The organism is Soonwooa sp. (genome assembly GCF_032062245.1).
Lineage (GTDB): Bacteria > Bacteroidota > Bacteroidia > Flavobacteriales > Weeksellaceae > Soonwooa.
Window position 1 is genome coordinate 145,689 of the sequence record NZ_DAMBQF010000004.1, and the last position, 16,403, is coordinate 162,091.

The 16,403-nt window shown below is 35.1% G+C and carries 17 protein-coding genes and 1 tRNA gene; 12 read left to right on the forward strand and 6 right to left on the reverse strand.

Features of this window, described 5'->3' with window-relative positions; all coding sequences use genetic code 11:
* Window positions 1–38: 38 nt before the first annotated feature.
* The 6 genes from RT037_RS04310 to rbfA form a co-directional block, all read right to left on the reverse strand.
* Window positions 39–767: a shikimate dehydrogenase gene (locus RT037_RS04310; RefSeq protein ID WP_313028407.1), complete on the reverse strand. Its 729-nt coding sequence runs from the start codon at window positions 765–767 to the stop codon at window positions 39–41.
* Between the two features lie 62 nt (window positions 768–829).
* Window positions 830–2,635 carry an endonuclease gene (locus RT037_RS04315; protein WP_313028409.1) on the reverse strand — a complete coding sequence of 602 codons (1,806 nt, stop codon included), beginning with the start codon at window positions 2,633–2,635 and terminating at the stop codon, window positions 830–832.
* A 25-nt stretch (window positions 2,636–2,660) separates the two neighbouring features.
* Window positions 2,661–3,188, reverse strand: coding sequence for a tRNA methyl transferase PRC-barrel domain-containing protein (locus RT037_RS04320; protein ID WP_313028411.1), 528 nt, complete (start codon window positions 3,186–3,188; stop codon window positions 2,661–2,663).
* 222 nt (window positions 3,189–3,410) lie between these two features.
* Window positions 3,411–4,496, reverse strand: a complete 1,086-nt coding sequence (locus RT037_RS04325; RefSeq protein ID WP_313028412.1) for an endonuclease — start codon at window positions 4,494–4,496, stop codon at window positions 3,411–3,413.
* A gap of 67 nt (window positions 4,497–4,563) precedes the next feature.
* Window positions 4,564–5,754, reverse strand: coding sequence for an ABC transporter permease (locus RT037_RS04330; protein WP_313028414.1), 1,191 nt, complete (start codon window positions 5,752–5,754; stop codon window positions 4,564–4,566).
* Window positions 5,755–5,759: 5 nt separating this feature from the next.
* Window positions 5,760–6,122, reverse strand: a complete 363-nt coding sequence (gene rbfA, locus RT037_RS04335) for a 30S ribosome-binding factor RbfA (protein ID WP_313028415.1) — start codon at window positions 6,120–6,122, stop codon at window positions 5,760–5,762.
* Between the two features lie 201 nt (window positions 6,123–6,323).
* On the opposite strand from rbfA, the gene mce reads away from it, so the two are divergent.
* The 12 genes from mce (at window position 6,324) to RT037_RS04395 (ending at window position 16,388) form a co-directional block, all read left to right on the forward strand.
* Entirely contained in the window at window positions 6,324–6,722 is a 399-nt protein-coding gene (gene mce / locus RT037_RS04340) for a methylmalonyl-CoA epimerase (RefSeq protein WP_313028418.1), read from the forward strand.
* A gap of 191 nt (window positions 6,723–6,913) precedes the next feature.
* A tRNA-Ile gene (locus tag RT037_RS04345) sits at window positions 6,914–6,987 on the forward strand.
* Window positions 6,988–7,425: 438 nt separating this feature from the next.
* Window positions 7,426–8,034 carry a hypothetical protein gene (locus RT037_RS04350; RefSeq protein ID WP_313028420.1) on the forward strand — a complete coding sequence of 203 codons (609 nt, stop codon included), beginning with the start codon at window positions 7,426–7,428 and terminating at the stop codon, window positions 8,032–8,034.
* A gap of 256 nt (window positions 8,035–8,290) precedes the next feature.
* Complete coding sequence (locus tag RT037_RS04355; protein ID WP_209389145.1) at window positions 8,291–8,638, forward strand: helix-turn-helix domain-containing protein; 348 nt, start codon at window positions 8,291–8,293, stop codon at window positions 8,636–8,638.
* 6 nt (window positions 8,639–8,644) lie between these two features.
* A complete protein-coding gene (locus RT037_RS04360) occupies window positions 8,645–9,814 on the forward strand; it encodes a VapE domain-containing protein (RefSeq protein WP_313028422.1) in 1,170 nt (389 codons plus the stop codon).
* A gap of 307 nt (window positions 9,815–10,121) precedes the next feature.
* Window positions 10,122–11,069: a toprim domain-containing protein gene (locus tag RT037_RS04365; RefSeq protein WP_313028424.1), complete on the forward strand. Its 948-nt coding sequence runs from the start codon at window positions 10,122–10,124 to the stop codon at window positions 11,067–11,069.
* A gap of 200 nt (window positions 11,070–11,269) precedes the next feature.
* A complete protein-coding gene (locus RT037_RS04370) occupies window positions 11,270–11,743 on the forward strand; it encodes a special sigma factor (protein WP_165136725.1) in 474 nt (157 codons plus the stop codon).
* The gene (locus RT037_RS04375) at window positions 11,736–12,647 is read left to right on the forward strand and encodes a relaxase/mobilization nuclease domain-containing protein (protein WP_165136728.1); all 912 of its coding nucleotides are present in this window, start codon (window positions 11,736–11,738) and stop codon (window positions 12,645–12,647) included. The genes RT037_RS04370 and RT037_RS04375 overlap by 8 nt, the downstream gene beginning before the upstream one ends.
* Window position 12,648: 1 nt before the next feature.
* Complete coding sequence (locus RT037_RS04380) at window positions 12,649–13,248, forward strand: hypothetical protein (RefSeq protein WP_313028425.1); 600 nt, start codon at window positions 12,649–12,651, stop codon at window positions 13,246–13,248.
* A 235-nt stretch (window positions 13,249–13,483) separates the two neighbouring features.
* Window positions 13,484–14,044, forward strand: a complete 561-nt coding sequence (locus tag RT037_RS04385; protein ID WP_313028426.1) for a restriction endonuclease subunit S — start codon at window positions 13,484–13,486, stop codon at window positions 14,042–14,044.
* 6 nt (window positions 14,045–14,050) lie between these two features.
* Complete coding sequence (locus RT037_RS04390) at window positions 14,051–15,583, forward strand: type I restriction-modification system subunit M (RefSeq protein ID WP_313028427.1); 1,533 nt, start codon at window positions 14,051–14,053, stop codon at window positions 15,581–15,583.
* Between the two features lies 1 nt (window position 15,584).
* Complete coding sequence (locus RT037_RS04395) at window positions 15,585–16,388, forward strand: restriction endonuclease subunit S (protein WP_313028428.1); 804 nt, start codon at window positions 15,585–15,587, stop codon at window positions 16,386–16,388.
* Window positions 16,389–16,403 lie beyond the last annotated feature (15 nt).

A 16,403-nucleotide genomic window follows, 5' to 3' on the forward strand; every position in this document is an offset into this window, starting at 1 on the left:
TTTATTAAATCCTTGATATTTGAAACGATTTTTAAAAGCTATTTTGTCCAAATTGACCAAGCTTTTTCCGCTTGTTGTTCTAGCATATAATAGCCATTCATGGTTGTAGCGCCTTGTTTTCTAGCGTTTTTAATGAAAGACGTTTCGGTCGGATTGTATATCAAATCAATAATATAATGTTGATTAGTTAAAGCCTCGAAAGGGAATTTTATACAGTCATCAACATTAGGAAAAGTGCCAACTGGCGTACATTGTACAATTAAAAAATGTTCTGAAACAATGTCCGATGTGAGGTTTTCAAAATTTAATTCAGATTTTCGAGAGACCGTTTTGTACTCGATGTTATGTTTTTCGAGGATAAATTTAACGGCTTTTGCAGCACCGCCATCACCCAAAATAAGAGCTTTGGTATGATGTGGTTTTTTATGAATTAAAAGACTTTTTTCAAATCCAAAAGCATCGGTATTAAAACCAATTTTTTTGTCAGCAATAATTTTGACACAGTTAACGGCGCCAATTTTTTCGGCTTCCTCACTTAATTCATCCAAGAAAGGAATAATCGCTTCTTTATAAGGAATAGTTACATTAAAACCTTTTAGCTCTGATGTATTAAATAAGTCACTGATTTTATTTAAATCCTGAACATCAAAAAAGTTGTACGAATGATTTTGTAAGAATAATTTTTTGAATTTTTCTTCAAAATATTTTTTTGAGAAAGAGTAGGAGATGTTTTTTCCTAAAAGTCCAAATTGCTGCGCTTGATTCATAGAGTAAAGTTATAAAAAAAGACCGAAGAAATCTCCGGTCTTTAGTATGATTATTTTCAATATTATTCAACAATAAATTTAATTGAAGAAGTTGAAGTTTTTAAAATGTACATTCCTTTTGGCAATTTGTTCAAGTTAAATTTTTGCTTGTTTTTAACTTGGTTAAAGTTTTGAACTTTTTGACCGTTAAGGTTGTAGATTTCTATATTTTCTGAAGCTTTGATACCTTCAACAAAAATCTCTTGGTTTTTAACAGGGTTAGGATAAACTTTAATTTTGTTATCAGCGTTTTTCACTTCGTCTGTTGCCATTTTAGTATAACAAGTCCAAGATAAGTTGTCAAGGGACACGCGATTACTTGCGCTTAGGTTTTGATCAAGAATTTCTAATTCTACATTTCCTTCAATATTAATATTAGAAATAGTGTAAGTTTTTTTGCTTGTAGAATAATCGATTGTTCCTACTTTTTGACCATTAACTAAAACACTAAGACTTCCAGCTTTATCTGTCCCGAAAGGCAAATAGGTTTTAAGAGAAAGACTTCCGATACCTCCGGTAATTCCAGTTGCTTTTAGGCTTCCAGCATTAGTACCACCAGTTTTGATGTTGATTGCTTTGTTAGTATCACCGTCGATATAGATTTGTTTGTCAGTTCTTGCATTAGTTGCTTCGTAGATAATGCCATTAGTCGACCACTCTCTTAATGAATAAGCTGATGCAGGTGGTTGACTAGGAACTGGGATGTTGTCGAAAGTTTCGGTACCACAAGTTGTTCCTGTGTTGCCACCATCGCCATCGCCGTTTCCGTTAGATTTTGTAGTTGTTACTTCTATTGTATTACTAGCAGCAGATACGTTACCAGCAGCATCTTTAGCTTTAACAAAGAAAGTGTAAGTTGTTTCTGGCGCTAGACCTGTAATGTTGATGCTGTTAGTAGAAGCCGTTTGTACATATTCATTATTCATGAAAACTGTATAATTAGCTACACCAACGTTGTCTGTAGAAGCTGTCCAAGTTAAATTAGCCGCAGTTGAAGTAATATTGCTAGCTGCCAAATTAGTAGGAACAGTCGGCGCTTGTGTATCGGTAGAAGTAGCACCATTAAATGAATCTGGCCAAGTGTTTTGTGCATTTGGACCGCCCCAAATAACTGTTGCTAAATATGGATTATCGATGAAAGGGTTTCTGTTTCCTTGCTTGTTAGCAACGATGTTGTTACGTTGTACTTCGAAAGCAGAAACTGGATCTTCGATGTTCCATTTTAATAAAATATCTGGGAAGTCTGAAGAGTAAGTGCTAGGACCCATTGTGATGTTAAGTGGTTTACATCTATCGTTGTAACGCACGTACATATACATAAGGATTCTTGCAACATCACCTTTCCATTCGTCGCCGGGATACCAACCTCCACGACTAGACTTTTGCGCCATTGTGCCCACACCATCATCGAAAGAAAGATTTCCTCTTGTACTATTTAATGTAACATCAGCTGGACGTAAGTGGTGACCATCAGCACCAGGACCCGAAGTTCCTAAGTTAGGTGTACCTTTAGATTTAGCATATACGTGCTCTCTGTTCCAAGATCCGTTGATGCTTCTACTTCTTTGGTGTGTACCAGAACTTTGAGATCCGTAGATTAATAACAGATTACCAGCCACATCTTTGTCAACGTCACTCACTTTCAAAAGGTCTTGAAGTTGAGAGTAAGAGATCGTTGTCGTGTGAGTACTGGTGATAGTTGTTGCTAACTGGCTTTTCATTTGATTACCAGTTGCTTTAAAATCAACCTGATTATAATAAGCAGGTGCCGATTGCGCATTTACTACAAAAGTAATAATAGATGCTAAAAAAGATAGCTTTAGTTTCATAAACTCGATTCTTATTTTAAGCTTGTTATATTGTTGCGATAATATTATTGTTGTTGACGATGTTAATCGAATCATTAAAAATTGCCTTTTCAATCTCTTTTTCAAATTCTAAAAAAATAATTTCTTCAAATAGATAAAGCGTTCCGTCTAGATTTTTTTTAGTTGACTGATTTTCAATTTTAATACTAACTGGTGAATCGATTAAAACGTCGTTGTTCCATTTTAAATCTGATTTTGAAAATTTAAAAACTTTCGCAAATAAACCTGGATGGTTGTGTCCTGCACCAGCAAAAATTCTGTTTTCAGACTTGTCGATAGCGATAACATAAAGAGATTCTTTTGCGCCACCTATTTTATTAACACCTTTTCTTTGACCGATTTTAAAATGTTCGATACCATCATGGTCACCAATTAAAATTCCGTCAAATAATGAATACTTAGGATGTTCTGCTTCCCAAGTAAGCTCAGCTTCTTTATTTTGGAATTCAGGTTTCTGAAGTCCATAAAGCGGCGAGTTTGAGGGGATTTCGACAATTTGACCTTTTATATTCATTTCAAGTCCAATATTTTTTTTGAAAGGGCATCAAAGATAAACAATATTTTTTTATTTGTAAAAGGCAGAATGCTAAGGTTTTGTGAATTTTTAAAATTCATTTTTTTTCATTTTTATTAAATCTGCAAAGATGATGGAAGACGTTAAATAATGGTTTAATATTAAAATAAAAAAGCATCCAGAAAACTCTGAATGCTTTCGAAATGTTGTTTAAAAAAGAAATTATTCTACGATGAATTTCGTATTCAATTCTCTAGTTTTCAGAATATAGATTCCTTTTGGAAGGTTATTAAGTTGGATAGTATTTCCATTTTTGAATGGTTGATCAATCTCTTGTACTCTTTGTCCTACCATGTTGTAGATCCAAGCTTTGTCATATTGTTTTAGATCGCTGCCTTGTACCGTAATAGAAGATCCAGATTTAGCAGGGTTGGGATAGATTTTGTAGTTTTTAGAAAAACCTGTATCCTCAACAGCTAACGGAGATAATCCCCATGTTCTTGTAACGAATTCTGGATTATCGATGAAAGGATTTCTATTGTTTTGATAAATATAGGTTGCATTGTTGCGATCGATTTCTATTTGAGAAACCGGGTCTTGTTGATGCCAAAGAAGAAGCGTGTTAAGCTCCCAAGTCTGTAGTCCAGGGAATTTTGAAGTTGATAATATTTCATTAGTGTTGAAGCTAGATAACTTATCTTCGTATCTTGTTGCGAAGTATAAGACCATTCTCGCTACATCTCCTTTGAATTCATTAATCGGTTCAGCGGCAGAACCTGAATAACCTGGAGAACTAGAATTGCCAACTTTAGTTCCGTTTTTGGAAGTGAAGGTGGGCGAGTCTACTTTTGCAAAAGGATAGTTGCTTCTCATTCCATTTACTTTTCCATCTGTGGGACGGATGTGGTGCATGTCAGAAACCATTGGAGAATTTTTATCGAAAATACTTTGTGGTATTATGTGTTCTCTATTATAACAGTTGTTTTCTACAGAATAGCTTCCGCATTTTCTTTGACCATGTATGTAATTGTAAGGGTCTGGACCATTTGGATTTTCAGAATAAATATCTAACACCGTTCCGTCATTTTCGTAACCAGCAATCGAATACTTGTCTGTATCTGTTGATGGATAACCGTTGTACAAGTTGTCATAACTTTTAGTAACATAACCAGCACTAATAATAGCGCTTAATTTTGTTTTAAGAGCAGCTCCAGATAATCCATCTGTGCCATTGTAATATCCTGCGGGGATCTGCGCTGATGCAAATCCAAATGCAGCTAATCCTAATAAAAGAGAGATTTTTTTCATTTTCAATAAAATTGGGCGGTAAAGGTACAGAATATTTTAAATTAACAACTTAAATTTTCATTAAAATTTAGCGTTTTAGCTTTCTAGAAAATATGTAAGCAACTAATAATCCGAAAGATAAACCAACTGCGGAAACAATTGCATAGTTGAAAAGAGTAATCTTGACAGGGAAAGGGAGATTCTCGCCAGCCATAAAGAAGTTAGTTTGTATCTGTACAAAACATAAAATTGTCCCCACAGCCAGACCTAAAATTACACCAATAACTACAATTAGTAGACCTGTGTTAAAATATGTTGTATTAAGATCTTTTTGCGTAAAACCTAACGAGCGAAGTGTTTTGGCTTGTGGCGCTTTATCTAGTTGCAAAATAATAACAGCTCCAGCCAAATTAAATGTTGTAATGAAAATCACCAATGAGAATATCAAGTAGATCATCAATTTTTCGGTGTTAATCATTTTCCAAAAAGCTGCATTCTCTTCAGATTTTGTACTTATTTCGACTGTATTTTTCAGTTGATTTAATAAGCTTAATTTAACTTGGTCTGCTAATTCTGGATTTTTAAGTTTAATAACAACTTCATAAGCGGCGTCTTTTGGAAGATTTAATAACTGTTGAGATAATTCAATTGGCGCAATAATATAATTGTTGAGTTGATCATTGCTCGGGAAAATCCCAGTAACATAAATTTCTTTTCTGTTAAAAATGTCATCCTCTTGCTGGATAATACCTTTCCCAGCTTTCGGCATATAGATGGTCGCAAAATCTTGCGAAGAGTTAACTGGTATCGCCAGACGATTGTCAAGTTGACCTTCCATCAAAACTTCGTTAGAATATTCAAAACTTGGATAAGTCCCGTATAACACTGTTTTGTTGATAGGATTTACGAGTGTATAAGCCGAATCTACACCACGCAGATAGGCTATTTCACCATTATCTTTGTAATTGATGTAGACTTTTTCTTCTATTAGTTTAGAAAAACTTTCGACATTAGTATTCGATTTTAGAAGACGATTAATGTCTTTAATGTTTGTAAGCGTTTTTCCGTTTTTACTTTTAATAGTGAGATCCGCATGTAGATTTGCAATCATATCGCTGTTAATATCTTCTAATGCAGAAAATACAGAGACAATTACAAACATCGACGCCACCGCAATCATCATAGCAAAAGCAGCAAGCCAAGTGATGAAAGTTACAGCATGACTACCTTTTTTAGCAGTAATGTAACGCGATGCGATATAAAGCGGATTATTTCTCACAAATCTTACAAAATAGGATTGTCGCCTTCGCCTTTTAGTTCCTTTTCGATACGTTCTACATCGTCAAGACTTGTATCAAGATAGAATGATAAATTAGGAATAATACGCACCTGTTTGCCCATTTTTTGCCCAATAAAATTACGATACTGGGTTTTATTTTCCTCAATCTCCTTCATAATTGGTTTGCGCAATTCCGCAGGGAAGATGCTCAAATATATCTTAGCAATACTAAGGTCGGTAGTCACTTTAACGTCGCTAACGCTAATTAGAAAATTCTGGTTACTATCTGCAGATTGTTTTCTAAAAAGCTCAGCAAAATCCTCTTGTATAATTTGTGCGACTTTTCTTTGTCTATTACTTTCGTTCATGGCGCAAATTTAATACTTTTGTTTGATATAATATGGGCGTGCCCCGTTGTTTTTCCAAAGCAAAGCCAGAAGCTTGCCTAGGCCAAAAACAATCGGGTCGGTCTGCGTGCAGTCGCTTTCCCCAGTGGAGGCGGAGCCGCCACTGGGGAAGAGCTCCAACAATGCACTTCGCCCTCACGCAAACATAATAAGATCTAAAACATGAAAATAGAACATCTCGGCATCGCCGTCAAATCCTTAGGATTATCCGACGACGTATTCTCAAAACTATTAGGAAAAAACTCTTACAAGCAAGAAAGTGTAGAACGCGAAGGCGTTGTAACCTCTTTCTATCAAGTAGGTGATTCCAAAATAGAACTCTTGGAAGCTTCAAAAGAAGAAAGTCCCATTTCAAAATTCATTGAAAAGAAAGGAGAGGGGATTCATCACATTGCGTTTGGCGTTGACGACATCCATTCCGAAATTGAAAGATTAAAAAACGCGGGCTTCCAATTTATATCAGAAGAACCTAAAGATGGTGCTGATAATAAAATAGTTGTCTTTCTACATCCAAAATCTACAAATGGAGTCTTGGTAGAATTATGCCAAGAAAAGCCATAAAAAATTTGCATAGCACAGAAAAATTAGTATTTTTGCACTCACAAAATTTAACCAAATTTTGAGGCCCTATAACTCAGTTGGTTAGAGTAGCTGACTCATAATCAGTAGCCCGAAGCCATTTTGAAGGGAAAAACGAGGTTGAAAAAAGTGGAAACAAATTTTTAGAATTTTTTAGATATAAAAATTCATAAGGCCCTATAACTCAGTTGGTTAGAGTAGATGACTCATAATCATCAAGTCCTTGGTTCGAGCCCAAGTGGGGCCACTTTTTAAGGGATTTTGCAGCAATGTAAAATCCCTTCTTTTTTATTTTGACGAACATTTGACGAACATTTGTATTTTATTTCTCCATATATTAGCATTATAATACTGTAGTAAAAAAATGGACACCTTCTATATAGCGGTATATTTAATTGTGTTATTACTCACAATATTTTTTCCACTTTATCTCGCAGGAAGGGTTTGGTTCGCTTTTAGTCCATTTGTAATCAACTACTACTCTTCTGAACAGAAAAATTGGTATAATGACTGGAATACCAACCGATTTATAATAGTACTATGTTTATTTCTCATTTCATCTGTACTTTCTTTATTTTGGGGATTATCAATTTTAGAGAAAATCAAAGAAGCTCAAATCGATTTTACGTCAATTCTTTTTTACACTTTATTACAAATACTATGTTTCGTTCTTTTGGAAGGAAAAATGGATCATTCATTCAAGCCATTCGACGCTTATAGAAAATTTCGTGAAAATAAATATGATGAGCGTTTTGTTTTTGCAAAGCAAGTTAGAACTGATGATGCTATTCTCCTTCATTCTGAAGAAATAAAAAAAGAGATTCAAATTTCAAAGCAAAGTTTATCTCAAGAAATCCTGCAACAAAAAAATGTAAGTGGAGAAATTCATCAATTGGCGACCGAAAACAATCAACTGTTAAAAACTTCAGATTTCGATTTTGAAATTCGGAATAACGCCAATTTGATTTTGGCAGATGTGATGGAAGATTATTTTATCAGTAAAGATTCTGAGGAGATCCTTTCAGATTTTTTGCTTAAAAAAAGAAAAAGTGGTAAAATAATCTTTACAAAAACTGCAAGAAATGGCGTGAGCGTTCAACCAATTTTGGACTTCTTTTCAAAATATACAGATTTGATTGAAAAGTGCAAGAACAAAGAAATTAATGAGGAAGAAACAACTACTCAATCTGAAGCCATAAAAATCATCAATGAAATTGTTTTGGCAAACGATAAGCACGGAATACCGAAAAAAGACCCCATAGATCCGAAGAATTTCTCAAAATACCTTTCTTAGGTCACTTTTTTGTTGAAAATTTCATCAAAATTCATTCGAACTCAAAAATTTTTCAAAAATTATTTTACTGATTATCAGCTTTATAAACACGATATTTTTTCGTGTTCACTTCAAACCATTCTAAAACATCATAAAGAATAAATTGCTCCTACAAGTTCAATTATTTATTATACTTTATTTTACAAAAAACTTTTTTAGTCGCTTTTAGGTGGTATTTTCATCCTAGAATATCTTGGTCACAACAAAATTCAACAACATGAATGACCAAGAAAGATTACAGTTAATTGAAACCCAAGTTTCAGTTCTAGTAAATTCCCAAAAGGAATTTACATCGAAAGCACTACAGCTTCTAGCTCTTAGTGCAAAAACCATTTATTCTAAAGAAGAAGCAGCATTGTTTCTAAATCTTGACCCCGATTATCTCTATCAATTGAAGTTTCACGGAAAGTTGAAAGCTTACAAAAAGAAAGGGCAAAAGAAAATTTATTTCCGAAAAGAAGATTTGGAAGAGTATCTCATTTCCAACAGCTCATCAGATGATGTTGAAGATAGTAATGACTACGATGATTTTGAGGGGGATATTTTAGAAAAATGGAAAAAGTAATTGGTTATGAATTCGGAAGAAGAACTCTATCAAAGCAGTAAAGGTTCGGTCACGGTTTTCGACAAAATAATCAAGTATATCGGGAAGAAATACCAACTCCGTTTCAACGAAATTGCATTGGAATTCGAGATAAAAACAGAGAATGGCGATTGGACGGAATTGAATTTAAACTCTCTGTACATCGAACTCACTCAGGCAGGAATCAATATCGCTTTCAACAAACTTGAAATATTGATGCGAAGCCATTTGATTTCGATTTTCAATCCATTCGAGAACTATTTTCAGAACCTTGAAAAATGGGACGGTGAAAACCACATCCAACGATTGACAAGTTTTGTCAAGACAACAGATACGGAATCTTTCCAAATCCATTTTGAAAAATGGTTGACAAGGTCAGTCTTGTGTGCATTGAAAAGAGGTTACATCAACAAACAATGCTTCGTCCTCTACAATACCAAGCAAAACAGTGGAAAGACAAGTTTTTTGAGATTCCTGATTCCGCCAAGTTTGGAGAAATACTACACCGAAGATATTGGTGTGGACAAGGACGGACTCATTGCGCTTTGCAAAAACTTCATCATCAATATCGATGAACTTTCGGTGATGTCCAAAACGGATGTCAATATTTTGAAGGCGTTTATTTCTAAGAATACCGTGAATGCAAGATTGCCTTATGACAGAAAATCGTCGTTGATGTTTAGAACTTCGTCGTTCTGTGGTTCAACCAACCGTTCCGATTTCTTGACCGATGAAACAGGAAGTGTGCGATGGATCATTTTTGAAGTTTTGGGAATTGATTTTGGTTATTCCAAAGAAATCGACATCAACCAAGTTTGGGCGCAAGCATACTATAATGCTTTTGAAAGGAAAAATTACAATCCCGAACTCACCGCAGAGGATTTAATTGAGAATGAAAAACGAAACGAAAAATTCAAGCAAATAACGCTTGAACAGGAAATCCTCATCACACACTTTGAAAAATCAGAAAACAAAAACGACTTCCTCACCGCAACAGAGATTATGCTTGCAATGAGCAACGCTTTGGGAGTGAGAATGAACAATGTCAAAATCGGAAAAGCATTGACTGCCTTAAACTTTGAAAGAATCAAGCATTCCAAAAAGCAGGTTTACGGCTATTTAATCAAACGGAAAATTGAGGATGAAAAAAATGAATGAAAAAATAATTAAAAATCCTCCTACCTAATTACCTGCTTACCTAAAATCCATTGAAAATATTATTAATAAACACTTTTATAAGAGGTAAGAATAGACAATAAACTTACCTAAAGTTACCTAATAATAGAATTTTAAAGAGAAAAAATATTAAAAAATATATGTAGAAAGGTAAGTCAAGGTAAGTCAACCAAATCACTCTCAACACTTTCTGCTAAAGACTTAGGTAAGAAGGTAGGTAGAAACACCAAAAAACTTTATAAAACAAAACACAAAACACAAAAATCCCAAAACAAAAAAACACACTATTATGAATTGCAAACAGGCAAACGAAAATATCAGTATTAGGGAAATATTGGAGAGTTTTTCTCTTTTCCCGAGCAAAGACAACAGTAAAACCGCCTTTTATTACGCCTTCGACCGAAAAGAAAGAACGCCGAGTTTGGTGGTGAACTTTAACCAAAACACTGCATTCGATTTCGGAACAGGAATGAAATACGATAATGTTTCCTTGGTTCAAGGCATTAAGAAATGCTCAGTTTCCGAAGCATTGGAATATCTGAAAAGATTTGATTATTCAATTCCAACAGATAAGAAAATGGAAAACGAAGATTATAAACCAAAATCAGGATATCAAATTTTTGAAATCAAAGAAGTGGAACATCCCAGTTTGATTGAATACTTAAAATCAAGAAAACTCGATTCCCAGAAATCTGAACTCAAAGAAATCCATTATGAACTGAACGGCAGAAAATATTTCGGTTTAGGTTTCAAAAATGATTCGGAGGGATACGAAGTCAGGAATCCATACATCAAAATTTGTTTGGGTAAAAAAGACCTCACTTCGATAAAAAATCAGTCCAAAACCTTAAGAATTTTTGAAGGATTTGCAGACTATCTGTCGTTCAAAATTTTGGAAAAATCACTCGAAAAAGAACCTTCGGATTACATCATTTTGAATTCGATTTCGATGATTTCAAAAGTCAAAAATCAACTCGAAAACTATCAACAAATTGAACTCTATTTGGACAATGACAGGACAGGAGATTCTGTCACCGAAATTCTCAAAAAGCAAAACTCCAATGTGTCGGACGAGCGGATTATATTCAAAAATCGCAAAGACTTAAATGAGTTTTTAATCAATGGGAACTTGCGCAAAAGAGATAGAGGATTGGAAGAAACAGACCTGCGTAAAATAGATACAGGTATCGAAAGTGAAGAGGTGGGTAAAATAACTCCACGCAAAATCGGCAGATAGTTAGTGCAAAAAGTACCCAATGTTTACAATAAGCGTGTCCGCTGATTGTAAAATTGGAACATTTTGGTTTTCTCCTACCGTCGAAAACTTTAAAACAGACACTCATTTAGGGAAAAATTCAGAGAAAAAATCAAACAAAATTCAAAAAATATTAACGGCAAAAAATAGAAATTTTTGCTTCAGAAAAGAAAAAACATCAAATGGAAAATGATCAATTAAGACAATTTGTACAACAAATTTCAAGAGAACAGGAAAAGAAAATTGCACAAGAAAAACGAAGAAATTACTTCAAAGAAATTGGCAGAAAAGGAGGTTTGAAAAAGAAGACTTCTAACCAATTTACGAGAGTGGTTTCAACAAGATTAACGCAGAAAGAATTTGATGAAGCCATACAAGAAGCGAAGCGATACAATCTCAAATTTTCAAAATATACCCGAATAAAAATCACAAACGGAGAACTTAGAATTAATGAATTTAAAGAACATGAAACTTTGCTTGACTATGGAAATAATTTCATCAGAATCAAAAATATGTTTCGGCGTAGTGAATTTTCGCAATTGGACCACACCAAAGTGATTTTAAGAGAGGTTGAGATCGTGACAAAACTAATCCACGATTATCTCTACAACAAAATGAACGCTAGAACAGAAGGGGACTTCCGAGAAGATGAATAACAGTGCCACGACAAGACGAATTTCCAAAATCGCGGTGGAATATAATGGAAACGATAGAGGAACTGCGGAAATGGTTTATTGCAATAATCTTTTGAGCGAGGATCCCGAAATACAATTCAAGGAAATGAAAGCAGTCGCCAACAGAAATAAAAATGTAAAAAATTGGGCATTAACAGGATATATCTCTCCGGAGAAATCTATTGGCGATAAGCTGACAAATGAAGAACTGACTGATTTAGCCTTGAGAGCATTAAAAAAAGTCGGAGTTACGGATGATAATCAAATTCGTTTGGATATTCATTCTTCCACGAAGCAAAAGCACATTCACTTCATTGTAAACCGAGTGAACACTTTTGGCGAGAACACGATTACCGCACACAAAATCGGAGAAAACTTTGGTAAAGCAGTCCGAGAAGTTTGTCAGAAACTGAATCTGAAAACAGATATCGAGATTGGAAAAGAGAAGAAACAGATGATGTATTATGCTTTGACAAACTCTTTGAAATACGCTAAAAACTTCGATGATCTTGTAATGAAAATGCATCTAAAAGGTTATCGAGTAACTCTTTCACAAAATGTGAAAGACGGAATTTCGGGAATGCGGATTGTGCGATATGAAGACATCAACTACCAAACCGAACGACAATACAAACCCGGCTATAAACTTTCAGAAATTACCAACAAACTGAAAATTGCAGATATCAAGACAACTTTGAATTCCAACTTCGAGAGGGCTGAACATATTCAAACCTTGCTTGAGCAAATGCGAGAAAATGAAGAAACGGAAATTTCAAGAACCAATATCTCCAAAGAGATTGGAAAAACGGTTGATGAGTTTTTAAAACCAACGTACACCGCTCCCGACGATGAATTATTAAAACGAAAAAAACGAAAATTTAGATAAAATGGAACATCAAAACACAGCACCAAACGAACCACAAATCGATATTTATGAACTGCTGAAAAAGGTGGTTGAAACAAATGAAGAAAGCATTAAATCTGCTAATCAAGCAGAGACAATTCATTTAGAAGCACGTAATTTTTATCAATCTGCACAAAATGCGATTATTGGTTCAACCAATATGATGCAGAAAGCGATTCAGTTTGTTAGAACAGAACTTGATTCTATTTGGGATTACAAAACTTCAATTCCTGAAAGCATTCCTGCGCATTTGTCGGAAACCACGCTCAGCTTTTTTGAAAGAATTGAAAAACTTGTAAAATTTATTTTTTCTAGAAGCCTCGCTATTTTGTCTTTAGCAGTGATAATTTTGTTTGGGACTGGACATTTTTCTTTCAAATGGTATTCCGAAAGCATTAGAGCCAAAAGTGAAATTCGGCAGGAGATTTTGGATGAAATCAAGAGAGATGGAAAAGCGATTTTCGAAATTGAAGACTACAATCAACTCAAATATAATACAGATTTGATGAACAAATGGATGAAGAAAAATCAGAAAGATGGGGAAAAGTTTTTGAAGTTTAAGGAGGGGTTTGAAAGTAAATGAGCCTGAAAAGGTGGATATTTTCTAAATCGTATTGTCTAATTATCAGATAATGAGCGTCTTAATTAAAAGTTTTCCACAAAATTTGTTTTGTAAATTTATCATTTCTACATTAATAAAAACAAATTAATTTAAATAAAATATAAATTTGAATAATTCTACAAAAAAATAAATTTGCATATTTTAGTTATTTTATTTTAATTTGCACTACTTTGTAGAGTACTTACAATACTATTTTATGAAAAAAGTTAAACTAAATGAAGTCTGCTCAATTCAGTTCGGTTCTTATCTAAAGCCGTCTGCAGAAGGTTCTTTGCCATTTTTACAGGCAAAGAATTTTTCGGAAACCGGTACTTTGTTGGGCAATTTTGATGCTTTTGTTCCGGACAGAGAAAACACTCGCGCTTTTGCTTTGCAGGTGGGAGACATTCTCTTTGCAGGAAAAGGAAGCCGTTTTTTTGCTGTGGAATATGAAGAAAAATGGGGAGAAGTCATTCCTTCCTCATTATTTTATGTGCTTAAGGTGGATGAAAATAAAGTGTTGCCGGGCTTTCTGTCAGCAGTGCTGAACCTTTCAAAAAACATTGCCTATTTTCAGCAGGCTGGAGCCGGAAGTAATATTCCTTCACTGCGTAAAAAAGAATTGGCAGATTTTGAGATTGAAATTCCGACTTTGGAAATGCAAAAAAAAATTGTCGCGATGAAAAAACTGCACGATGAAGAAATGAAACTTGCCGACGCTATTAAAGATCAGAAAATACTATTATACCAAACCGCCATTAATAACATTTTAAAATAACTCATAATGCCTGAAAATAAAATTACCCAAAAAGAAATCAACAATATCGTTTGGAAAGCCTGCGATTCCCTCCGTCCTGTGATGGGAAGCGGTTCTTATAAGGATTATGTCCTCAGTTTACTCTTCGTGAAATACCTTTCTGATGTATGGAAAGATAAACAGGAGCAATACCGCCAAAAATATCCTGGCAACGAAGAAATGGTAAAAAGACAGTTGCAGCGCGAGCGTTTTCAGGTTCCGGAAATCAGCACCTTTGATTATCTTTTTGAAAACCGCAACGAAGCCAATGTGGGCGAAATTATAGATATGGGATTGGCGGCGCTGGAAGATGCCAACCGTGCAAAATTAAATATGGTATTCCGTTCGGTTTCCTTTAATTCCGAAACGGCTTTTGGTCCTACCAAACAGCGTAACGCTATTTTGAAAAATCTATTGGTAGATTTTTCTAAACTGGATCTGCAACCTTCGCATTTGGATGGCAATGATGTGATTGGCGATTCTTATGAATTCCTCATTTCTCTCTTTGCAGGTGAAGCAGGCAAAAAAGCGGGAGAATTCTACACGCCGGCGGAAGTGAGCACATTGTTGGCCAAACTGGTAGATCCGCAACCAGGCAATCGTATTTCCGATCCTACTTGTGGCTCAGGTTCACTATTGATTAAAGTGGCCAAAGAAATTCCGGGAAAAAACTATTCGCTTTACGGACAGGAAAACAACGGAAGCACCTGGGCTTTGTGTAATATGAATATGTTTCTGCACGAGCAGGACAGCGCGACCATAAAATGGGGCGATACCATTAACAATCCTCTGCTTTTAGAGAATGATAATCTGATGAAATTCAACATTGTCGTTGCAAATCCGCCATTTTCTCTGGATAAGTGGGGAGCCGATAATGCAGCGGCTGATGAATTTGGGCGTTTCCACCGTGGTGTGCCGCCAAAAAGTAAGGGCGATTACGCTTTTATCAGCCATATGATTGAAACTGCCAATGAAACCGACGGTCGTGTTGGCGTAATTGTTCCGCACGGGGTGTTGTTCCGTGGAAGTTCCGAAGGTAAAATCCGTCAGCAACTGATTGAGGAAAATCTCTTGGATGCCGTAATTGGTTTACCGGCAAATCTGTTTTTTGGAACGGGAATTCCTGCGGCTATTCTCATTTTTGATAAAGCGAGAAGCGCTAACAAAGATGTGTTGTTTATTGATGCGAGCAAAGGATTTGAAAGCGGTAAAAACCAAAATGTTCTGCGCGAAAAGGATATTGAGCATATCGTTACCACTTACAAAAACTACAGAAACAGCGAACCTTTACAGCAGGAAAAAGGCGAAGTGCTGGAAGACAAATACGCTTACCGTGCAACGATTGAAGATATTAAAGAAAACGACTTCAACCTGAATATCCCGCGTTATGTGGACACTTTTGAGGAAGAGGAAGAAGTGGACATAAAAACCGTGCACGCCAATATCCAATCGCTGAAACAGCAATTAAGCGAAGTGGAAGCACAAATGGAAAAATATTTAACAGAATTAAATTTAGTCTAGAATGGAAGTACCACAAGGCTACAAACAAACTTCCATCGGACTCATTCCTGAAGGTTGGAAGGTGAAGAGAGTTGATGAATTTGCTCCCTTACAAAGAGGATTTGATTTGCCGATTAATAATATAGTTTCTGGAAATTTCCCTGTTGTTTTTTCAAATGGCATACTAAAGTTTCATAATGAATTTAAGGCAAAAGCACCAGGTATTGTTACCGGACGTTCTGGAACAATTGGAAAGGTTTTTTATATAACGGAAGATTATTGGCCTCATAATACTTCACTTTGGGTTACAAACTTTATTGATAGTGAACCAAAATATGTTTATTTTCTTTTTAATTATTTGAATTTTAATCGGTTTGGTTCGGGTTCAGGAGTTCCGACATTAAATAGGAATGATGTTTATCCTTATAAAATCCCGCTTCCCCCACTTCCCGAGCAGCAAAAAATCGCTGAAATCCTTTCCGCCTGGGACAAAGCCATAGAAACCTGCCAAAAAACCATTGAAGAACTTAGGTCGCGCAATAAAGGTCTTTCACAGCAGTTGCTATCAGGGAAGAAAAGAGTGAAAGGGTTTGAAGAGACGATCTGGAAGACAGTGAAAATGCGAAATATTGGAAAAATTCCCAAAAAAGAAGCAATTACTGATATTGGAAATCATAGAACTCTAACCGTTCGTCTCTATGCAAAAGGTGTTGATTTTAATGACAGTGTGAAAACTGTTATTTCAACAAGTGGAAGACCTTATTATGTGAGATATAAAGATGAAATACGCCGTTTCAGAAATTTAGTGCAACAAATGTTAAAATAATTAACACAATTTTAT